The following is a 21,281-nucleotide window of genomic DNA, read 5'->3' as shown; positions in this document are numbered from 1 at the left end:
ATCCAATTCATTCGACCTGCCGCCTCCATTCGTGTCCGGGCATTGCCTTTGCTCACCCCATTAGGAAGACCTCCCAGGGATTGAGTCTCTATAGCAGGGAGATCGCCTCCAATCCTCCTTTACCCAGGGGTGCAACATGGCAGCGGAACAGAGCACAAAGAGCAGCAACACGATCACGTTGAGTGTGATCAAGGCGGACATCGGCGGGTTTGTCGGCCATTCGGCGATGCATCCGGCCTTGATGGATTGCGCGAATGAGAAGCTGGCCGCAGCCAAGAAGAGCGGGTTGCTGGTCGATTATCATGTGTCGGCTTGCGGGGATGATTTGCAGCTGATCATGACGCATCGCCATGGCGTGGACCACGAGCCGATTCACCGGCTCGCGTGGGATACGTTTGAGGCAGGAACGGCGGTGGCCAAGGACCTGCATCTCTACGGTGCGGGGCAGGATCTGCTGGCCGATGCGTTCAGCGGGAATGTGCGCGGGCAGGGACCAGGCGTGGCCGAGATGGAATTCGTGGAACGGAAGTCAGATCCGGTGCTGGTCTTTATGGCGGATAAGACCTCGGCCGGAGCCTGGAATCTCCCGCTGTATAAGATGTTTGCCGATCCGTTCACGACGGCAGGATTGGTGATCGCCCCGACGTTACACCAGGGGTTCCGCTTCGAGGTGCACGACATCTACAAACACAAGAAGATCACCTTCGATTGTCCGGAAGAGTTGTATGACATGCTGATGTTCATCGGGTCGCCGGGTAAGTACACGGTCAAGGCGGTGTATTCCAGGGCGGACGGCACCATCGCCGCCTCCACGTCTACCGAGCGGCTCTCGTTAATTGCGGGTAAGTATGTTGGGAAAGATGATCCGGTGATGATCGTCCGTGCACAGCAGAATTTTCCAGCGGTTGGGGAAGTCCTAGACCCGTTCCGGTATCCCTGGATCATCGAGGGCTGGATGCGGGGCTCGCACTATGGTCCGCTGATGCCGGTCTCGGTGAAACAGGCCACGCCGACTCGGTTCGATGGCCCTCCGCGCGTCGCCTGCCTGGGGTTTCAACTGGCCGGCGGTCGGTTGATCGGGCCGCGGGATATGTTCGACGATCCGTCCTATGACGAAGCGCGGCGGGATGCGAATCGGATCGCCGATGTCCTGCGCATGCATGGTCCCTTCGAGCCGCATCGGTTGCCCTTGGAGGATATGGAGTATACGACCATGCCGCAGATTATGAAGAAACTTGAAGGTCGCTGGGCGCAGCTTTAAATTCTACGCATCATGTCTCCGGTTGATCAGCAAACGGTAGCTCGGGAGTGGCGGGCGAGGGGCTTCAGTTGTGATCTTTGGGTTGATCCGCCCGGGCAAGTATGGGAGGATTACCGCCACGCGACCGACGAGTTGGTCATGCCGATCGTCGGCCGGTTGGAACTGGAATTCGGAGGGCGGTGTGTGCGGCCCGCTCCCGGGGAGGAAGTCCTGATTCCGGCCGGTGTGTTCCATACCGTCAGGAATATCGGCGGGACGACTGCGCAGTGGCTCTACGGGTATAAGCGGATGCAGACTGGCTGATGGACTGACTCACGGAGGGAGAGGAGCCGATGCCGACAACGACGCAGTTTGTGGTGAGTGGACAGAGCAAGCCTGGAGTACTGGCGGAGGTGGCGTCCGTGCTCGGCGCCGCCGGGGTCAATATCAAAGCCTTTTCCGCGCCTGAAGTCACGGGGCCCGGCAAATTGCGGTTGATTGTCGCGGACGTCGATGCCGCGAGGATCGCCCTGAGAAAATCCAAGATCAAATTCCGCGAAGAGACCGCCTTGATCCTCAGCCTGGAGAACAAGCCCGGTGCGTTGAAACAGGTCGCCGATTCGTTGACCAGGGCCCGCATCAACGTGAAGTGCGGCTACTGCACGCCTTCCCGGGAAGGCAAACGCGCCATCGTCGTCTTGACGGTGTCCAACACGACGAAAGCCCTCGGGGTGCTGCGCACCCATTCACTCGACGAATTCTGATCTCCTCCATGCAGAGGGAGAAGAAGACCGGCACCTCTCGTCTCCTTCTCCCTCTCTTCGTTCTGATTCTGACCTCATGGCTGAACGCGTGCTCTGGCTGGGCTCCGGCCCGTCCTGTGTATCCACCAGGATACCCGGTCGGTTTTGTCGAACGGGGGAGCGCCTCCTGGTATGGCCCTGGTTTTCACGGCAATCGTACGGCGAACGGGGAAGTCTACGACATGCACAAACTGACGGCGGCGCATCGGACGTTGCCCTTGGGGTCGGTGGCCGTCGTGCGCTCCCTGACGACCGGCCGACAGGTCACGGTCCGGATCAATGATCGCGGCCCGTTCGCGCGCGGCAGGATTCTCGATCTGTCTCTGGCCGGCGCACAGGCGGTGGGCATGGTCGGGCGGGGTACCGATGACATCGAACTGCAAGTCGTCAGTTACCAAGGCCGGCCAGGGGAGATGGGTGTCCTACGGGTGCAGGTCGGTTCCTTTGCCGATCCTGCGAACGCGGCTGCGCTGGTGGAACGCCTGCGTGGAGTCTACCCGGGCACGCGGGCGGTGACTGTAGAGTTGCCCGAGGGACGCCGGTATCGGGTGTATGCCGGACAGTATCAGACGGAAGCGGCGGCAGAGCAGGCCGCCGGGCATCTCAGGAGGGCCCTCGATACCGACCCGTTTATCGTACGTGATGACACGGTGAGGAGTCCGTAGGGAATCACGAGTGTCATCGGGCATGGCTATCAAGCGAAATTGTTGATATCCTGATCTTTCGGCGGCGGGTAGGGAATTGTGGTAACGCTTGATGCGACTGCCTGCCTGTGCTAATGGTAGTACGCGATGGATGAAAGTGACCCGAGAGGACCAATTCTGGTCGTCTTCTCACGACATGCGGTAAGTCTTGCAGTTCGACCCTTGCGCGTCGAACTGATCCAAGCTCTTGACGTTCACACACACAACTTGGTTCGGATTCTCTAACCTCGATAGGTCTTATGGACATTATCGTACTGATATTCCTCATTCTATTGTCCGCGGTGATCTCGGTCGTGGAGGTGGGATTTTATTCGGTCAACGACACGAAACTCAGGGCATTGGCCGACACCGGGAGCAAGCGGGCCGAGATGGCCCTCCATCTGCGGACCGACCCACAACGGCTCTTGCTGACCATCTTGGTGGGAGATCGACTGGTTGACACAGCGACCGCGTCACTGGCGACAATCATTGCCTTAAATCGGTTCGGAGGACAGGGGCTGGAGGGTGTGCTCGGTGAGGCCTTTGCGGTTCTGGTCGGAATTCTCACGTTCGTTCTCTTGGTATTTGCCGATCTCGTGCCCAAGACCTTGGCGGCGAAATATTCGGTCCCCGTCGTCCTGAACATGGCTTATCCGGCCTATGCGGCGCAGCAGGTGCTGACGCCCATCATGTTCTTCGTCGTACCGCTCATATACAAGCTCACCGGCGGCAAGGGGCTTAACGTTCCGTTTGTGACCGAAGAAGAGCTCAAGATCATGTTGGATCAGAGCAGCAAGAGCGGGGCGATCGAAGCGCAGGAAGTGAAGATGATCAAGAACGTCTTCCAGCTGAAGGACATCACGGCGGAAGATTGCATGACCCCGCGCATCTATATGTTCTCGCTCGATTGCAATCAATACCTGCGCGAGGCGAAGGAATTACTGTTCAAGTCCAAGTATTCGCGTATTCCGCTGTACGAGGGCACGCTGGACAACATTATAGGCATTCTGTACAAGACGAAGGCCTTGACCGCGTTGGCCCAGGGGCATACTGAGATGAAGCTCCGTGATATCGCCCAGCCCGCCCTGTTCATCCCCCACACGAAATCCGCCGACGACTTGATGAAGCAGTTCCAGCTGGACAAGCGCCACATGGCGATCGTCGTGAACGAATTCGGCGGTGTGATGGGGCTGGTGACGCTGGAAGACTTGCTGGAAGAAGTGGTCGGTGAAATCGTTGATGAGACGGATATTACCGAAGAACTGATCAAGCGTATCGGCAAGAACCAGATTCTGGTGCATGGACGCACCGAGGTGCGGAAGGTCAACGACTTCCTCAAGGTGGATTTAGGCGACGATGCCGTGACGATCAGCGGTCTGGTCCAGCATGAACTGGGGCGGATTCCGAAGGTCGGTGAGGAAGTGCACATTGCCAACTGCCGCCTGGTCATCCATGAAGCGGACCCGCGGGTCATCAAGAGCGTGCAGATCTACAAAGAAGACAAGCACCCGACGATCCACGATCAGCCGGCCGAGGAGCACGTTCCTGTTACGCAGGCGTCACAAGATCGGTAAACTCCGTTTCCGTCAGCACCATCACTCCCAGTTTTCGCGCCTGGTCGAGTTTCGACCCCGGATCGGCGCCAGCCACCACGTACGACGTCTTCTTACTCACACTCGATGAGACCTGCCCGCCACGCCCTTCGACCAGCTGTTTGGCCTGGTCCCGACTGTAGCCTGCCAGCCCACCGGTGAAGACAAACGTTTTGCCGGCCAGCGTCTGACTGTCGGCGGCGCCGTCGGCCGTCGGCGGTGCGATCGTGAGACCCCGCTCGACGAGCCGCTCGATCACCTCGCGGTTCCGGGCTTCGCTGAAAAAGGATGTGAGGCTGGCGGAAATCTCGGGGCCGATTTCGCGAACGTGCAGAAACTCATCCTGGGTGGCGGCCATGAGGCGAGGGAGTGTGCCGAACTGTTTGGCCAGCACCTTTGCAATATGTTGTCCGACCTGACGAATGCCGAGCCCCATCAAGAGCCGCTCAAGCGTGACGGATTTACTCCGTTCAATCGATTCCATGAGCAGCGTGGCGGACCGGTCGGCGAAGCCTTCCAGCGTGAGCAACTGGTCTTTGGTGAGACTGTACAGATCGGCCAAGTTGCGGACCATGCCCGCATCCACGAGTTGCGCGACGGTTTTTTTGCCCATGCCGTCGATGTTGAGCGCGCTTTTCGAGGCGAAGTGTTCGATCGCGCCCTTCAACTGGGCGACGCACACCGTCTGGCCAGTGCAGTAAAAATAGGCGCCCTCGCGGGCAACGGCCGAGCCGCAGACCGGACAGTGGTCGGGCATGACGAACGGGTCACGGCGGACTTCACCGGGAATCGGAACACGTTCGGCGATGGCAGGGATCACGTCGCCGGCTCGCTCGACCTTGACCGTGTCGCCGACGCGCACATCCTTCCGAGCAACCTCATCGGCATTATGGAGCGTCGCCCGGCTGATCGTCACGCCGCCGACTTCGACCGGTTTGAGCAGGGCCAAGGGCGTCAATGTCCCCGTGCGCCCCACCGAGACGGCAATGTCCTGGATGACCGTGATTTCTTTTCGGGGTGCGAATTTGTAGGCGATGGCCCAGCGGGGGCTGCGCGATTTACTGCCGAGTCGATCCTGCCAATCCCGCCGGTCCAGTTTGACCACGACGCCGTCGATCTCAAACGGGAGTGAATCGCGCATCGCGTCGGTGCTCTGGTGGAAGGATAGGACCTCGTCGATCGACCGGCAGCGGCGCCGGTGGTCGGGAACGGGAAGGCCCCAGGCGGCGAGGGCGTCCAGCTCGTCCCAATGGGTCGGCGGGACCTGACCCGACAGCGCCATGATGTCATAACAGGTCAAGGTCAAGGGACGGGACGCGGTGATGCGGCTGTCTAACTGGCGCAACGATCCCGCCGCCGCGTTGCGAGGATTGGCAAAGGCCTCCTCCCCCCGCTCGGTCATCCGGCGATTAAGCGTCTGAAACTCGTCCAGCCGCATGTACACCTCGCCCCGCACCACCAGGTGTGCAGGTAGAGCCGGCTCAGGAATCAGCTGCAGAGGGAGCGCGCGGATCGTCCGCAAATTGATGGTGACATCCTCGCCGACTGTGCCGTCTCCGCGTGTGGCGCCCCGCACAAATCGCCCGTCTTCGTAGACCAGCTCGACCGACAGGCCGTCGAATTTCGGCTCGGCGGTATAGACAACCTGCTCGGTTTCCAACTCACGCTTCATCCGGGTGTCGAACGCGCGGACATCGTCCTGATCGGTAATGGAGTCGAGACTCAGCATCGGTTTCTCGTGCGGCACCTTGGCGAGTTCCGCAAGCGGCGGCGCACCAACGCGTTGGGTCGGTGAATCGCTGGTGATTAAGTCGGGATGGGCGGTTTCGAGATCGACCAGTTCGCGAAAGAGCCGGTCATATTCCGAGTCGGAAATTTCGGGTCGATCCTTCGTGTAATAGAGATGGTCGTGGTGTCTGATTTCCCGACGGAGCGCGGCAAGACGTTGTTCGACGTGACTGCGGGACATGGTCTGGCTACTCACGGATGAATTGCGCGGCAAAACTGCGGATCTCGTGTCCGTTCAACACATGAAACCGGCGCAGGCGATCGATCATCTGGCCGGAAAAGCGACTAAGCGGAATCGGCACCAGGCGCCGGCCGAATTGTTTGGCGATCTGCCGCCACCGCGCTTTGGGGGCAACCGGTGTCACCAACGCCAGATGGGTTTCTCTGGAATGGACAGCCCCGGCGGCGATCAATCGCTCCTCCAGCGTCTTGGCGAATCCCAGGGCCTCGTCGGTCCAAATGTCGGGAATCGCACGAGGCGGAAAGATAAACAACGCCCCGCCGTACCGTGACTGCCCGATACCAGGCGCCACCATGTTCTCCAGAAACGGGGTGGCGTAGAAACAGAGCGTGGATTCCTGCGCATGTTCGGCGTACCAGGTCGCCTGCCAGCTGTACTCGTCTGGGTCGGCAGGGGTGTCGAACAGAAAAATCACCGTATCGACGTTGCCGCGCGCGGGGGGAATCTCCTTGACGTAGAGCTCCAGCCGTTTCGGCTGACCGGATGGTCGTCGCTGGTGCCAGTGGCGCAGGCTTTCCCGGATATCGAGGCCGTCTTTCATCGAGGTCGTAAACTTCTCGCTCTTGGCCAGATCGGCGCCGATGATCGCCTTGGCCTGTTCCCGTACATGGGTGTGAAAGCTTTCGATTTTGGTATCTTCCGGCGGCCAGGAACATTGTCGGTTCGGATTCCAGAGGTAGGACCATCGGCGACTCGTTCGGCGGGCCGGACGAGGACGGAGCGAGAGCGAGCGCCAGGTGACCGGAGCACCCTGGAGCCGGTTCGTGGCCTGCACCACCTGGTTATCCGGTAGGGTCAGTTGACCGAGTCCGGCCGACAGGCGCGGCAGGTGACTGTGCTCGATGTTCTGGTACGAGTAGGTCTTGGCGGTTTCGAGCAGGCGGATCGCAAAATCGTCGCCGGCCATTTGTTTGGCCGCAAGTACGAGCGTATACAGGTCCGGCGTGAGGCGACGGTCCAGCAGCGCGTGGTTTCGCACGTATTGCAGATACAACTGGAGCAGCTGCGGCGTGACCCAGGTGGGGACGCTTTGGCCCTCCTCATCGTGAGCGGTCTGCCAGCGGGTCCGTGTTTCCAGCAGCAATTCCTTGATGCTGTCGATGGACAGGTGCCGGTCGGAATGGACGCTCGCGCGGCGGCGTTCGTAGAGCTCCGTCAGGAACGGTAGTTCTCCCAATGCGAAATAGAGTGATGCCGGATCGACAAGATACCGTTCCGGTCGACTGACGTTCATGTCCGGTTCCTGATAGTCGGCCCTCCGCCGGTAGGCCTGGCGAATCCAGGGCCAATCGGCGAAGTGGCAGAGGCAGAGGATTCGTTCAAACTCCATTTCCAACTGGTGGAGCTGAAATGCCATCCAGGCAATACGGGCTTGCTGTTGGGTGCCCTCTCCGGGCGGCGCCAACGTCGGCAGGATGGCGGCGGCAAAGGCGGCATAGGGCAACTGTTTCAAGGCATACGCATCAGGCGAGACGAACGGCAGCGGCTCAAATGTGGTGGTGTCCCGGTCGATATAGGCCCGGTACATGCCTTCCCCGATGGCCACGCGGATACCCATGATGACGGCCTGACAGGGATCAACGGGGACGTAGTTCACCCTCGGGCCCTGTTCCGCCCCCTGTTCCTGTTGCACGATCACGCTGATCCTGGGCAGATCGACCACCGCTTCTTCCAGCGGCAATTCGAAGGAAGGCGGGAGGGGGACCGCCAGGCAGTCGAAGCGGCGGTCGGTCAGCCGATCACGGACCTCCTGGGCGACATCACCGCTCCCGTGGAGGAGTGGAAACAGTTCGATCCGCGGCGAGAGGCGAAAGACCGCATCGGAATTGGACGAGGGCGATGCCATTATCGGCCGGGGTGTAGAGGGTCGTCACTTTCGAAAAAGAAATCACCAAGCCCTCTGGGCAAGGCCTGATCGCCCAACGCGCGCTTCCGTTTGCGGGACTGGGTCGGCAGATCGAGCGCTTCTTCGCCTAACACCTTGATGAGCGACTCCCTCCAGGCGGCATCGGCCGCCAAGGGGTGGGCGGGGTCCTGGGCGCATCTTTTCAAGGCATATTGCAGGAGGTGAATCCCGTCGCGTACGGAGTATTCGAGGCTGAGTTGATGGGCCTCCTGCAGGAACTCCACCGTCAGGGCCAGCATGTCGGCGGGAGCGAAGGGCAGGTGATACCGCAGAATCGCCAGTTCATCTTCGCGAGTGGGGAAGCCCATGCCGAGGGTCGGTTGGAGCCGCGACAGGATATAGTCGGGCACCTCATACGTCGAGGCGTCTTCGTTCATCGTGACACAACATCGGAATTCAGGATGCGCTCTGATAAGCAGGCCGGTGATGATCGATTCCACGCAGCGCCGGTGATCCAGTAGCGAGGCTAGGGAGGCCCAGCTCTTTTCGTTCATCCGGTTGCCTTCGTCAAGCACGCAGATGCTTCCGGTGAGCACCGCGGTGACCAGCGGCGAGGCGTGATAACTGATCGTGCCGGATTCCGCCAGGACAGGCGTGATCAACAGGTCTTCGGGGCGGGTATCCGCGGTGCATTGAAAGACATAGAGGTCTTGCTTGCGTTCGCGGGCGCCGGCCATGGCCAGCGTGGTTTTTCCGATGCCCGGTTGCCCGGTGATCCGGGGCGAGAGCGGCAAATCACGTTCGTCGATCACGAGCCAGCAGGCGAGCAGCTGCTTGAGAATTTCCCGGTTGCCGATCCACTCCTGGCCCATGGTCATCGGTTGTGCCAGGTGTAGTGAGATGCCTTCGATGGACATCGTACGCGCGGCGGCCGGTTGCTGGCTGGATGACATGGTCTTTCGTGCCGGTGATTGGATAGAATGGTTGGAACGGAAATCTTGAGCGAACGGTAGCATAGGGGCGGGGAGGGGGTCAAACGCCTTCTCGACCCATTTCACTTTGACTTTCGCTGCCTTGGACCGTATCCTACCCACTTTCGCAAGCTGCGAATCGGGAGCGAATGCGGCAAAACCATTCTCCCTCGGGGAATCGACTACCGTCCACTTAGATGGCCGCAACGAAGGAGCGAGATGATGACTGAGCGAGGCGGATCCATGAAACAGGCAGCAGTACGGTCGCTTGGGTTGCTGGTACTGTGCAGCATGGGGTTGAGCGGTTGTGTGATGTCGGAGAAATATGAAGCGGAGAAGGCGCGTAGTCTGAACTTTCAGCGTCTCCTCGCGCAGGAAGAAAAGCGCAGCGCGGAGCTGGATAACGAGGTCAAACGCAGCAGGCGCGAGTTGAGTGAATACGAAGCCCGCAATCGTGAACTCAATGCCCAGGTGGAAGCGGTGCGTCAACAGGCGGCGCAGATCCAGGAAGAAGCGCAGGCCATGAAAGAGGCGAGCCTGCTGGAGAAACGGGCACAAGAGGACATGAAGCGCCTGACGACCATCCCTTCGAAAGCCAAGAAGGCAGCACCCAAGAAGGATTTTGCGGCCGCTGTCGACGAAGCCCTCAAGGCCGAGGTGCCGACCGATCTGAGCCTCGAGCCGGCGAAGGATTCGGCGAAGGATCTTCTCGGTCATGCGGAGACGGCGCTGGAGTCCGCCGGAGCGGCCGCGGCCTCCCTGGGAGGTACCACGCATACGGTGCGTCCGGGAGAAACGCTCTACCGCATCGGGCAGAAGTATCACGTCGGGCTGGATCAGTTGCGCAAATGGAACAATATGACCAACAACACGGTCGTCGTCGGACAGAAGTTGGTCGTCAGTCAGCCGTAGCGTGACGGTCGTGTCGCAGCAATCGGTTCTTTATGGCGAAGCAGCACTATTCATTGACCCTGGAAGAGTTTCGAGCCCTGGCGGCGGAAGGGAATTTGATTCCGTTGTACCGGGAAATTTTGGCGGACTATGAGACGCCGGTGTCGGCGTTTGCCAAGATCGACCACGGAACGACCGCCTATCTGCTGGAGAGTGTCGCCGGCGGAGAGAATTGGGCCCGCTACTCTTTCCTTGGAAGCGGCTCGTCGGCGGTGATCCACGAAGAACAGGGCGATCTGGTGTTGACCCGCGGAAAGAAACGTCTGCGCATTCAAAGCCGTGGGAATCCGCTGGAGCGGCTTCGCGAATTGATGGACGAGTATCGGCCGGTGACCGTGCCGGGCTTGCCGCGGTTTGTCGGCGGAGCCGTGGGCTACTTGAGCTACGACATGGTGCGAACGTTCGAAGAGTTACCGTCTCTCCGAAAAGACAGTCTGGGGCTGCCGGACTTCGCCTTCTTGTTGACAGACACGCTGCTGATTTTTGACAACGTCTCGCAGAAGATCAAGGTCGTCGCCAACGCCTATCTGGAATCCACGAAAGATCGCGACATTCGCGAGGCGTATCGGCACGCGACGGCGCGGATTGAAAAGATGATCGCCCGCCTGAAGCGGCCGGTGCGGCAGCCACGTCAGCAGCGGCGTCGCAAGCCGATTACGTTCACGTCCAACATGAACAAGGCCGACTTTGAGAAGATGGTCGTGGCGACGAAGGAGTATATCCGCGCGGGTGACATCGTGCAGGCGGTGTTGTCGCAGCGCTGGGAAACCCAGATTCACACGACGCCGTTTCAGTTGTATCGCGCGCTACGCGTCATCAACCCCTCGCCCTACATGTACTATCTGCGCGTCGGAGGTGTGGAACTGGTCGGCTCTTCACCGGAGACGTTGGTGCGGTGTGAAGACGGGCAGATTTCGTTGCGGCCTATCGCGGGGACACGTCGCCGCGGGAAGACGCCGGAAGAGGATCAGGAACTGGCACGGAATCTGTTAGCGGATGAAAAAGAACGGGCCGAACATGTGATGTTGGTGGATCTGGGGCGGAACGATGTGGGACGTGTGGCCGCTCGTGGATCGGTGAAAGTCGATTCATTGATGCAGGTTGAACGGTATTCCCACGTCATGCACATCGTTTCCCAAGTGACGGGACAGTTAGAGAAGGGAAAATCGGTCTATGACGTGACGCGAGCCTGTTTCCCCGCAGGGACTGTCTCGGGTGCGCCGAAAATCCGGGCCATGGAGATCATCGAGGAGTTGGAGCCGACGCGGCGCGGGCCCTATGCCGGTGCGGTGGGGTATTTCGGTTTCTCCGGCAATATGGATATGTGCATCAATATCCGGACCGTGGTCATTAAGGGGCGGCAAGCCTACATCCAAGCCGGCGCGGGGATTGTGGCCGACTCCGTTCCCGAACATGAGTATGAGGAAACGTGCAACAAGGCGCGCGCGATGATGAAGGCCATCGAACTCGCCGAGCAGGGGCTGGAATAGGAGAAGAGGGTATCGCACATAGCCTGTAGCTGATGGTGAAACGGATTTCTGACCCTGCTATCAGCCCTAGGCCATCTGCCATGAGCTCCCCGAATCACTATGCTGTTGATGATCGACAATTACGACTCGTTTACCTACAATCTCGTGCAGTACTTCGGCGAGTTGGGGGAAGACGTCGTCGTGTATCGGAATAACAAGATTTCCATTCCAGAGATCGAGGCATTGAAGCCGGCTCGATTGGTGATCTCTCCGGGCCCCTGTACGCCGAACGAGGCTGGTATTTCGGTCGAGGCGATCCGGCATTTCGGCGGGAAACTTCCGCTGCTGGGCGTCTGTCTCGGCCACCAGTCGCTGGCGGTCGCGTTCGGCGGTGAGGTGATCCGCGCTGAGCGGCTCATGCATGGAAAAACCTCGATGGTGCGTCATGACGGTCGCACGATTTTTCGCGATCTTCCCAATCCGTTCGAAGCGACTCGCTATCACTCCCTCATCGTGAACCGGAAGAACCTGCCTGGGTGTTTCGAGATCAGCGCCGAGACCGCCGATGGCGAAATCATGGGGATGCGGCACAAGACGTTGGGCATCGAAGGCGTGCAGTTCCATCCTGAGTCCATTCTCACCACCGCCGGCAAGGAGCTGCTCAGGAATTTCTTGAAACTCTAGCCCACAGCCGTCAGTCATCAGCATACAGGGCTCTCTCCGAGGCCTTTCGACTGATTGCCGACCGCTGATCCCTGATCGCGATCCTCATGATCAAAGACGCAATTCACAAACTGGCCGAACGGGGCGACCTGACCGAGGCTGAGGCCGAGACGGTCATGGGCGAGATCATGGACGGGAGCGCGACCCAGGCGCAGATTGCCGCATATTTGATGGGGCTGCGGATCAAAGGCGAGACCGTCGAGGAAATCGCCGGATCGGTGTTGGCGATGCGTGCGCGGGCGACCAGAATCAGGGTCAGGGATGCGCAGGTCGTGGACACGTGCGGGACTGGTGGAGATCGCGCCCACACGTTCAATATCTCCACCACGGCGGCCTTTGTGGTGGCCGGGACCGGGTTGACGGTCGCCAAGCATGGCAACCGCTCGGTGTCGTCAAAGTCTGGCAGTGCGGATGTGCTGGCCGCGCTGGGCGTGGCCATCAACCTGCCGCCCGAGCGGGTGGCCGATTGCGTCAACGAGGTGGGGATCGGTTTCCTCTTCGCGCCGCTCTACCACAGTGCCATGAAACATTGCGCCCAGCCGCGGCAGGAATTGGGTATCCGCACCTTGTTGAATATCCTCGGTCCGCTCACGAATCCAGCCGGAGCCCGACTACAAGTCGTAGGGGTTTTCGACGCGGGATTGACGGAACTCCTGGCCAAGGTGCTGGTCCACCTGGGCGCGCAACATTGTTTTGTCGTGCATGGCATGGATGGATTGGATGAGATCACGGTGACCGACCGGACTCGGGTGTCGGAAGGCAAGGCCGGGGTGGTATCGAGTTATACAATCGATCCCTCTGAATTCGGCCTCGCGCGAGTTCGCGCGAAAGAACTTGTGGGCGGGAGCGCGGAGGAAAATGCGGCCATCACCCGCGACATTTTCCGTGGTCGCAAAGGACCAAAGCGCGACATTGTCTGCCTCAACGCGGCGCCTGCGTTGGTAGCCGGACGCAAGGCGAAGACCCTGCAGGATGGATTCGAGTTGGCCCAATGGACGATCGACTCCGGGGCGGCGATGGAGAAATTGGAACAGTTGATCGACTTTACCAAGAAGGCCTTGTGAAATCGTGATTCTCGACCGGATCCTCGAGCATAAAAAAGCTGAAATTCGCCACAAGAGCAGTCGCGGCTACCTTGCGGAGTTAAAAACCAAAATCCGTGATGCCGGGCCGACACTTGGATTTGCCGTCACGCTGGATGCGCGCCGTACCCCGACCAGGCCTGCCTTGATCGCCGAGGTAAAAAAAGCCTCGCCCAGTCTGGGGCTGTTACGGCCAGAGTTTGAGCAACGCTTTGAACCGGTCGGTATCGCCGAAGCCTATCGAGAGCATGGGGCCAGCGCTGTCTCCGTCTTGACCGACAAAGACTTCTTCCAGGGTCACTTGGACTATCTTGCTGATGTGAAGGGGCGGGTGGGGCTGCCGGCGCTGAATAAAGAATTCATGGTCGCCGACATTCAGTTTTACGAAGCCCGGGCCTATGGGGCCGATGCGGTGCTCTTGATCGTGGCGGGTCTGGAAAAACGTCAGTTGATCGACTTCGCGGCGCTCGCCAAGGAGTTGTCCCTGGACGTACTGGTGGAAACGCACCATGAACGTGAACTTGATACCGTGCTCGAATGGTTGCCGGATGTGCGGATGATCGGCATCAACAATCGTGATCTCAAAACGTTCTCGACCGATCTCGGCGTGACTCTGCGGTTGGCCAAGCGGATTCCCGCCGACAAACTGATCGTGAGCGAGAGCGGCATTCACAAGCGTGAGGATGTCCTGCGGTTGGTGGAGGCCGGTGTGCATGCCATGCTGATCGGCGAGTCGTTGATCCGGGCGCAGGACATCGGGGCGAAGATACGTGAGTTACTGGGCGACGAACCGAAGGAGGAGGCGCGATGAAGCGGATTCTCGCGTGTGGTGTGACGATCGGATTGTTGAACCTTGCCGGTTGCGTCAGCCAGGAGATTCATGAATTTACCCCGAAGTGGGATTCCTGGATGGGCAGCAGCAAGGACGATCGCATCAAGGAAATGGGCATTCCCACCCGCTGTCACTCGTTTAAGGATGGCGGCGAAGTCTGCGAGTGGATGGTCCCTCAGCAGGACGGGCGTCAGGATCTGATCGGGCTCACCTTCAACCCGAAAGGACAGGCCTGCCAATGGTCGTATCGTGGGTTCTACGGCCTGCAGAAGAGCAAGCAGAGTTGTTGAGGCGATGACGGTTAAGGTCAAGATTTGCGGACTGACGAATGCCGAGGATGCGGCGGTGGCGGTGGAGGCCGGCGCGGATGCCGTCGGATTCGTGTTTCACAAGAAGAGTCCGCGTTGCGCGGAGACAGCGGCGGTGAAGGCCATCATCAAGGAACTGCCGCCTTTCGTCTTCCCGATCGGTGTGTTCGTCAACGAAGAACCGAAAGTAGTCCGCGACGTGATGGACGGTTGCGGCCTGGCGCTCGCGCAATTGCATGGTGATGAGACGGCGGCCTATTGCGAGACGTTGGGACGCCCCGTCCTCAAGGCAATCAGGCTCAGGGACCGTGGATCCTTCCTGGCCCTGGCCGAGTTCCAGGGCCGCGCCGGCGTGCGTGGGTTTTTGGTGGATGCGTTTTCGCCGGACGCGTATGGTGGAACAGGACAGGTGGCCGATTGGTCGTTGGCGGCGGAAGCTGCGGCAGTAGCCCGTATTCTCCTGGCCGGTGGGCTGACGCCGGAGAATGTCGCGCAGGCTCTCAGACAGGTTCGTCCCTACGGCGTTGACGTGAGCAGCGGCGTCGAAGCGCGACCCGGCAAGAAGGATCACGCGAAGGTTCGAGCGTTTGTGCAGGCCGTCAGGTTGGCATCCTCTCAGCAGGATATCGCGTAATTGCCTGGGTTGCGTGTCGTGTGTGCGTGATGGTGGCGGACGTTTCGAGCATGCTGTTATACTTTTGTTCCATGATTAGCTGAAGGACAAGCGATGGCGATACCAGATCGACATGGGCGATTCGGACTCTACGGCGGGCGCTACGTCCCTGAGACCCTGATGCCGGCCCTCCTGGAGCTGGAAGAGGTATATCAGCGTACCCGGCGGGACCGGAAGTTCCAGACCGAATTCAAACATTACTTGAAGGAATATGTCGGGAGGCCGACGCCCTTATATCTTGCGCAGCGCCTGACGAAGCGGCTGGGCGGGGCCAAGATCTATCTGAAGCGCGAAGACCTGTGTCACACCGGCGCCCATAAGATCAATAACGCCATCGGACAGGCGCTGCTCGCGAAACGGATGAAGAAGCCTCGTCTCATTGCTGAGACCGGCGCTGGGCAGCATGGCGTGGCAACGGCGACGGTGGCCGCCATGTTCGGCCTGGAATGCGAAATCTACATGGGTACGGAAGATATGCAGCGCCAGGCGCTGAACGTGTTTCGCATGCGGTTGCTCGGTTCTAAGGTAACCGGCGTGGACGCCGGCAGCCGGACGTTGAAAGATGCCATCAGCGAAGCCATGCGAGATTGGACCACCAACGTGCGGACGACGCACTATGTGCTCGGTTCCGTCCTAGGCGCGCATCCCTATCCGATGATGATCCGTGACTTTCAGTCCGTGATCGGTCGTGAGGCCCGCAAACAGATCCTGACGACGGAGGGGCGACTGCCCGACTGTTTGATCGCCTGTGTCGGTGGCGGAAGTAATGCCATGGGCCTCTTCCACGCCTTTGTCCCGGACAAGAAGGTCAAGATGGTCGGCGTAGAGGCGGGTGGCCTCGGCGTCGAGAGCGGCAAACATGCGGCCCGGTTTGCCGGCGGGCGTCCCGGCGTCCTCCAAGGTACCATGACCTATCTCCTGCAGGATGAAAACGGCCAGGTCAATCTTACCCATTCCGTGTCGGCTGGGCTGGACTATGCCGCCGTGGGACCGGAGCACAGTTACCTCAGGGAATCGAATCGCGCAGAGTACACCTCGGTGACGGATGATGAGGCTCTGGCGGCATTCGATCTGTTGGCCAGGGAAGAGGGCATCATGCCGGCGCTCGAAAGTGCCCATGCCATCGCCGAAGTCGTGAAGCGAGCGCCGAAGATGAAAAAGAATCAGATTCTTGTGGTGAATCTCTCGGGGCGCGGCGATAAGGATGTGCAGCAGGTGGCGAGAATCAAAGGGGTGACCTTGTAGCAGGATGTTGAACCGGACTGCCAGCTGCGTTCTCGCGGCGGTCAGAGGTTCGACGTACGCACCTGAGTACGCTTCACCTTTTTCCTTGCTGCGGCCTTGCTGGACGGCCCGGTTGAACATCCTGCAGCGGACGATGGGGTTGGATGAGTGGGAGACAGGGGTATATCGAAATGAATCGTTTAGATCAGACATTCGGTCGATTGAAGGCGCAGGGAGAGAAGGCGCTCATTACCTACATCATGGCGGGTGATCCGTCGTTGCAGGACACGGAGCACTTGGTGCTCGAACTCGAGCGGGCCGGCGCCGACATCATCGAGTTGGGCGTGCCTTTCTCCGATCCCATCGCCGATGGACCGGTGATTCAGCAGGCGGCGGAACGCGGCCTCCAGAGCGGGACGTCACTTCGCAAGATTCTGGATTCAGTGCGCCGCCTGCGCGCGACGACACAGATTCCCATCGTCCTGATGGCCTATTACAACAACATCCACGCATTCGGGGAAACAGTGTTTTGCGCGAAGGCGGTCGAAGCCGGCGTGGATGGGCTGATTGTGCCGGATATGCCTCCCGATGAAGCCGGCCCCTTGCGCGGTCCGGCCGATGCGGCGGGACTCCACCTGATTTTCCTGCTGGCACCCACGAGCACGTCCTCGCGTCGCGCCTATGTCGCGAAGGAGTCCGGCGGATTTGTCTATTATGTTTCCCTGACAGGCATCACTGGCGCTAAACTGAACGACATGGCGGGGGTGCGGGACAATGTCGCCAAGATCAAGAAACAGACGAAGACGCCCGTCGCTGTGGGGTTTGGTGTCGCGACTCCGGAGGATGCCGCGAGCGTCGCACAAGTGGCCGATGGAGTCATCGTCGGCAGTGCGATCGTTCGTCGGGTAGGAGAGCATGGGCAGGATGGCCGACTCGTTCAGGAAGTGGGGAACTTCGTGCGTTCACTCAAGGTTGCGATGCAGCCGACCTAGGGGCGCGGCGGCCCCCTCGTTTTGTTTATCTTCCGCGCCCTCCATCCAAATCGATCCTCAGTCTGTGCTCCATTTGTGCGTCCAGATTTCCCGGACGCTGCGTTTTCCCGTCAACAAGAGAATACCCAATCCAGACGGAAGAGTTTTGCCGTCTGGCAATGATGGACGCTTCATATGAGGAGATGTCATGGCCGTCATTCGTCGTAAGATTGCTCGAAGCAGCCGCAAGACCACAGCGAAAAAGTCTCCGGCCGGTTCCCGCCGTAAGATCGTGGCGAGGGCTTCTGCGCCTGTGCGGGAGGACCGTCTGCTCCAGGCCCTCCAGCAGGCGCTCTTCAAAAGCCTGTCGCATTCCGAAGGAGAGGGTCGTTCGCCGATTGGTGTGGCTGCCGTCTTCGTGCAATCGTTCCTGCAACTGACCAAGGTCCACGCAATTGCCGTCTATGTGCGGGATGAACAGACTCGCGAGATGGTCTGTCTGGCAGAGGCCGGAAGCAGCGATGCCTCCGTGGCCGGGCAGTGGCCGGCCGGACTGACACAGGCGGAGCAGCAAGCGCGAATCAGTCTTGGCGAACTGCACGGCATCCGCTTGCATCGCATCGGTCGTATGGACGGTGTGGTGATGTTTCACGCCGGGAAGTCGCAGAGGGTACCCTCGAGAACGGCTCTGTCGTTGTTGACCGCGATTGAACCCTGGCTGTCGGTTCTACTGGACCATGCCCGGCTGACCGTCAAGTACGCGGCGAAAATTCTCCGTATTCAGCATATGGAGCAGGTCAGCGACCTGCTGAATTCCGCTCTGGGCGAGCAGGAGAAATTGCGGCGGGCCTTGGACGCCGCGATTCGACTCGTGGAGGCGGAAGCGGGAGCGTTATTTCTGGGGACAGGCGATGGGTCGTTGCGGTTGTCCGCGATCGGCGGGGAACGGGCTGCGGGGCTTACCGCGCTGCAGTCGAACGTTGCAGCCGGGGTGCATCGCACGGGACAAGCCGTCTTGATTACCCACGGTGCACAGGATGCCCGCCTCGTTGCCGGTCAGGGATGGCAATCAGTCCTGCCGGTGGCTTCCCTGGTCTCGGTGCCGGTTCGCATGGGGGCTCGGGCTGTGGGTGTGCTGGAAGTGGTGAATCGGCGGAGCGGCAAGCCGTTCAGCAATTGGGATGTGCTGGAGTTGGCGAGTTTGTCGAATCAGTTCGGCTTGGCTATCGACAATCTGCGACGGGGACCGGTCGGCGAGGCGGGCGTAAAAGAATCCCTCAAGCCCTAACGCTTTTCAGGGGGCATGTACTTGATCATGTCCGAAGCGAGTTTCGTGGCAAGATCCTTCATGTCCGGGCGGATGAATAAGTAGCTTTCCTGCACCTGGTGCCGTGCTTTCCACACAATCGCTCCGTTCACGGCGTCGACCAGGCGCATGCTCAATCCCACGCGGGCGATGTTATCGCCTTCTTCCCTCGTATATTCCCAGGCATTGACCTTGACCACGAGCAGGGAGTCCGCCCCCAAGGCATGTCCGATCTTGATGGCGGAATTCTTGTCCGACTGGCCGGTCGTTTCCATTCGGGAGAAATAGGTGACAAGGGCATCGAACGCATCCTTCGTCGTTTGGAAGGTGTCGGTGACCTGATCCGGGGGGACCACCTTTTCAACCCGTCGGCTCTTGATCAACACCTTGGCCACCACTTCTTCGACGTCTTCACGCGCGCTGTCGTAGGTGCCGGAGATGGGAAGAATTGCCATGGTCTTCGGGTAGAAGCCTCGTGCCGCAGGCCCTTCCCACATTTCCTGCAACCCACCGCAGCCGGCGAGGAGCCCGGAGAGCAGAAGGCAAAAAATCACGCTGAATCGAAAGGAGGTGCGTCGTGTCATGGTACGTATAATAAGTGTAGCAGATTAGTTCACAACCGACAGCGTCCTAGAAGGTCATCGCAATGGAGCCGGACGCCAGGGCGGCCTGATCTCTAAAATCATACCCGCCGGCGATATCGATGCGCAAGGCGAGGATGCGAAGCCCGAAGCCTGCCGTCGGGATAAACGGGGTCTTGGCATCCTGCATATTTTTGAAGGCACCGAGCCGGAACGACAGCAATTCGGACAGAATCGTCTGTTCAGCCCCGAGGCTGAGAACTTGGCTGTAGACGCCGGGTGTCAGCGTGTTGTTCTTGGTAATGTCGACATCAGCGGTGAGTGTCAGAGAGTTGTAGGGGTTGACGGCGATTCCTGTGCGCACTTGCGGCAGCAGTTTGAATTTGTCGCCGTTCGGTGCGTCGAACGTTGGGGCATTGATGTCCTTCGCCACGATGCCCATCCGCAACCAGGAGGAGGGCCGGAACATGGCGCCCACATCGATGCCGAGGGCGGTTGAGATCTTGGCGCGCCCGATGTCCTCAAACACTCTGACGTCGTCGCTTGCGCCTCGGATATTGGTCGCGCCGGTATAGGCCGCACCCTGGATCACCTTTCCGGTGATGCCGATCGAGAACATGCGGTCCATGAATGCGTAGGCATAGGACAGGGCGGCCTGCCGGACTTCAAGGCCATTCATGGCGAATTGTCCGTTCACGGTCAGGTTGGTGCCGTTATTCGTAAACCCGACCGGACCGCGGAGGAACCCGCCTGCTGTGGCGACATCGGAGACATTGAACCCCAGTGCATGCTCTCCGAAGTTGCCCTTCACGTAGAGCCCACCGGAGGCGGCGGCGGTGAGATTGGTTCCGGGCCGGTTCATGCGATCAATTTGCTGCTGGAGGCGCGCGATGTTGCCGGCGGAGGTGTCGTTCAGATTCAGATTGTTGATGTCCTTCAACGTATCGAAAACGTCTCCGCGATCGATGACCTGACCGCCGCCCTGAATGCGCATGTCGAACTTCTTGCTCATCGCCATGCCGGCAGGGTTCCAGTAGGTGGCAAGGGAGTCCGTCGTGGTCGCGACGCCGGCCCCACCCATGCCCATCTGGCGAGAGCCTACGAACACGAACTCGACCGCTGCGGCTTGAATCGGCAGCAGGATGACGAATATCCAGGCGGCAAACCGAAAGCACGGAATCCAGTGTAACGTCATAGGAATCAGTTCACTCCAAACAGAATTGGGAGAATAGCGCAGTCTACGAAAAGATGCGGAAACCGTCAAGAAGTGGTTGTCCGAGCACAGGTGTTTAGGAGGAGATGATCATGCCGTCTTGCATGGAGATGATGCGGTCGGCCTGGGCGGACAGTTTATCGTTGTGGGTGACAATGACGAACGTGGTGCCACGTGAACGGTTCAATTGCCGGAGCAGAGTGAATAGGGCGTCGCCCGTGTGGCTATCGAGATTGCCCGTCGGTTCATCGGCCAGGACTAAATCGGGTTGCTGCATCAGCGCCCGTGCGACCGAGACCCGTTGTTGCTCTCCGCCCGAGAGTTCGCCGGGTTTGTGGTGGAGTCGATCAGCCAGACCGACCTCGCCGAGCAGTTTGGTCGCTTCGCCGATGACATCTGCCATCTCGCGCTTCTGAATCATGGCCGGGAGGCAGGCATTCTCCAAGGCCGTGAACTCCGGCAGCAGGTGATGAAACTGGAACACGAACCCCACTCGCCGGTTGCGAAACTCCGCCTGCTGCTGTTCCGTAAGTTGGAAGAGATTCTGGCCTTCGAACGACACGGTGCCCTTGGTCGGCCGGTCCAGTGTGCCGAGAATTTGCAGGAGCGTGCTTTTGCCGGCGCCGGAGGCGCCGATGATGGCGATCAGTTCACCGCGCGCGATATGCAAGTTGATGTTGTTCAACACCACCAGTTCGCGCCCGCCCATTGGAAATGTTTTATAGAGCCCGACGACGTCAATCATGCGTCAACTGCAATGTACGATGTTCACCGATCAATGCTC

At 59.7% G+C, this 21,281-nt stretch carries 21 protein-coding genes; 15 read left to right on the top strand and 6 right to left on the bottom strand.

The genetic code is table 11. From position 1 onward, the window contains the following. The first annotated feature begins 136 nt into the window (after positions 1-136). The 5 genes from fbp to KJA79_RS18570 all read left to right on the top strand — a co-directional run bounded on the left by fbp (position 137) and on the right by KJA79_RS18570 (position 4,300). Positions 137-1,261 (top strand): fructose-1,6-bisphosphate aldolase/phosphatase, encoded by a 1,125-nt coding sequence (gene fbp, locus KJA79_RS18590; protein ID WP_213043554.1) that lies wholly within the window; start codon positions 137-139, stop codon positions 1,259-1,261. Between the two features lie 12 nt (positions 1,262-1,273). Next, positions 1,274-1,564, top strand: a complete 291-nt coding sequence (locus tag KJA79_RS18585; protein WP_213043553.1) for a cupin domain-containing protein — start codon at positions 1,274-1,276, stop codon at positions 1,562-1,564. Between the two features lie 29 nt (positions 1,565-1,593). Beyond that, positions 1,594-2,004, top strand: a complete 411-nt coding sequence (locus KJA79_RS18580; RefSeq protein WP_213043552.1) for an ACT domain-containing protein — start codon at positions 1,594-1,596, stop codon at positions 2,002-2,004. Between the two features lie 8 nt (positions 2,005-2,012). Continuing rightward, positions 2,013-2,708 carry a septal ring lytic transglycosylase RlpA family protein gene (locus tag KJA79_RS18575; protein WP_213043551.1) on the top strand — a complete coding sequence of 232 codons (696 nt, stop codon included), beginning with the start codon at positions 2,013-2,015 and terminating at the stop codon, positions 2,706-2,708. Positions 2,709-2,986: 278 nt separating this feature from the next. After that, complete coding sequence (locus tag KJA79_RS18570) at positions 2,987-4,300, top strand: hemolysin family protein (RefSeq protein WP_213043550.1); 1,314 nt, start codon at positions 2,987-2,989, stop codon at positions 4,298-4,300. Here the strand turns inward: KJA79_RS18570 and ligA are convergent. From ligA to KJA79_RS18555, 3 genes are read right to left on the bottom strand one after another with little or no spacing between them, the layout of a single operon-like run. Then, the gene (gene ligA, locus KJA79_RS18565) at positions 4,275-6,287 is read right to left on the bottom strand and encodes an NAD-dependent DNA ligase LigA (RefSeq protein ID WP_213043549.1); all 2,013 of its coding nucleotides are present in this window, start codon (positions 6,285-6,287) and stop codon (positions 4,275-4,277) included. The two genes, KJA79_RS18570 and ligA, sit on opposite strands and share 26 nt — an antisense overlap. A 7-nt stretch (positions 6,288-6,294) precedes the next feature. After that, positions 6,295-8,193 (bottom strand): hypothetical protein, encoded by a 1,899-nt coding sequence (locus tag KJA79_RS18560; RefSeq protein WP_213043548.1) that lies wholly within the window; start codon positions 8,191-8,193, stop codon positions 6,295-6,297. Then, positions 8,193-9,146 (bottom strand): AAA family ATPase, encoded by a 954-nt coding sequence (locus tag KJA79_RS18555; RefSeq protein WP_213043547.1) that lies wholly within the window; start codon positions 9,144-9,146, stop codon positions 8,193-8,195. The genes KJA79_RS18560 and KJA79_RS18555 overlap by 1 nt, the downstream gene beginning before the upstream one ends. 237 nt (positions 9,147-9,383) lie before the next feature. Between KJA79_RS18555 and KJA79_RS18550 the strand changes: the two genes are divergently transcribed. The 10 genes from KJA79_RS18550 to KJA79_RS18505 all read left to right on the top strand — a co-directional run bounded on the left by KJA79_RS18550 (position 9,384) and on the right by KJA79_RS18505 (position 18,685). Continuing rightward, positions 9,384-10,076, top strand: coding sequence for a LysM peptidoglycan-binding domain-containing protein (locus KJA79_RS18550; protein ID WP_213043546.1), 693 nt, complete (start codon positions 9,384-9,386; stop codon positions 10,074-10,076). 32 nt (positions 10,077-10,108) lie between these two features. Next, positions 10,109-11,605 (top strand): anthranilate synthase component I, encoded by a 1,497-nt coding sequence (trpE, locus tag KJA79_RS18545; protein WP_213043545.1) that lies wholly within the window; start codon positions 10,109-10,111, stop codon positions 11,603-11,605. A 99-nt stretch (positions 11,606-11,704) separates the two neighbouring features. After that, positions 11,705-12,268: an aminodeoxychorismate/anthranilate synthase component II gene (gene pabA / locus KJA79_RS18540; RefSeq protein ID WP_213043544.1), complete on the top strand. Its 564-nt coding sequence runs from the start codon at positions 11,705-11,707 to the stop codon at positions 12,266-12,268. 86 nt (positions 12,269-12,354) lie between these two features. Next, positions 12,355-13,371, top strand: coding sequence for an anthranilate phosphoribosyltransferase (gene trpD / locus KJA79_RS18535; RefSeq protein WP_213043543.1), 1,017 nt, complete (start codon positions 12,355-12,357; stop codon positions 13,369-13,371). 4 nt (positions 13,372-13,375) lie between these two features. Next, positions 13,376-14,200, top strand: a complete 825-nt coding sequence (trpC, locus tag KJA79_RS18530) for an indole-3-glycerol phosphate synthase TrpC (protein ID WP_213043542.1) — start codon at positions 13,376-13,378, stop codon at positions 14,198-14,200. Continuing rightward, positions 14,197-14,511, top strand: a complete 315-nt coding sequence (locus KJA79_RS18525; protein WP_213043541.1) for a hypothetical protein — start codon at positions 14,197-14,199, stop codon at positions 14,509-14,511. Before trpC ends, KJA79_RS18525 begins: the two co-directional genes overlap by 4 nt. Before the next feature lie 4 nt (positions 14,512-14,515). After that, a complete protein-coding gene (locus KJA79_RS18520; protein WP_213043540.1) occupies positions 14,516-15,163 on the top strand; it encodes a phosphoribosylanthranilate isomerase in 648 nt (215 codons plus the stop codon). Between the two features lie 93 nt (positions 15,164-15,256). Then, positions 15,257-16,447 (top strand): tryptophan synthase subunit beta, encoded by a 1,191-nt coding sequence (gene trpB, locus KJA79_RS18515; protein ID WP_213043539.1) that lies wholly within the window; start codon positions 15,257-15,259, stop codon positions 16,445-16,447. A 170-nt stretch (positions 16,448-16,617) separates the two neighbouring features. Further along, positions 16,618-17,418 (top strand): tryptophan synthase subunit alpha, encoded by an 801-nt coding sequence (trpA, locus tag KJA79_RS18510; protein WP_213043606.1) that lies wholly within the window; start codon positions 16,618-16,620, stop codon positions 17,416-17,418. A 187-nt stretch (positions 17,419-17,605) separates the two neighbouring features. Continuing rightward, positions 17,606-18,685, top strand: coding sequence for a GAF domain-containing protein (locus tag KJA79_RS18505; protein WP_213043538.1), 1,080 nt, complete (start codon positions 17,606-17,608; stop codon positions 18,683-18,685). Here KJA79_RS18505 and KJA79_RS18500 read toward each other — a convergent pair. From KJA79_RS18500 to KJA79_RS18490, 3 genes are all read right to left on the bottom strand, one after another. Beyond that, entirely contained in the window at positions 18,682-19,287 is a 606-nt protein-coding gene (locus tag KJA79_RS18500; RefSeq protein ID WP_213043537.1) for a hypothetical protein, read from the bottom strand. The genes KJA79_RS18505 and KJA79_RS18500 overlap by 4 nt on opposite strands. Positions 19,288-19,333: 46 nt before the next feature. After that, positions 19,334-20,479 carry a conjugal transfer protein TraF gene (gene traF, locus KJA79_RS18495; RefSeq protein WP_213043536.1) on the bottom strand — a complete coding sequence of 382 codons (1,146 nt, stop codon included), beginning with the start codon at positions 20,477-20,479 and terminating at the stop codon, positions 19,334-19,336. A gap of 94 nt (positions 20,480-20,573) precedes the next feature. Continuing rightward, a complete protein-coding gene (locus tag KJA79_RS18490; protein ID WP_213043535.1) occupies positions 20,574-21,242 on the bottom strand; it encodes an ABC transporter ATP-binding protein in 669 nt (222 codons plus the stop codon). Between the last annotated feature and the right edge of the window lie 39 nt (positions 21,243-21,281).

Source organism: Nitrospira defluvii (genome assembly GCF_905220995.1).
Taxonomy (GTDB): domain Bacteria; phylum Nitrospirota; class Nitrospiria; order Nitrospirales; family Nitrospiraceae; genus Nitrospira_A; species Nitrospira_A defluvii_C.
This window is presented reverse-complemented; position numbering and strand designations above follow the sequence as displayed.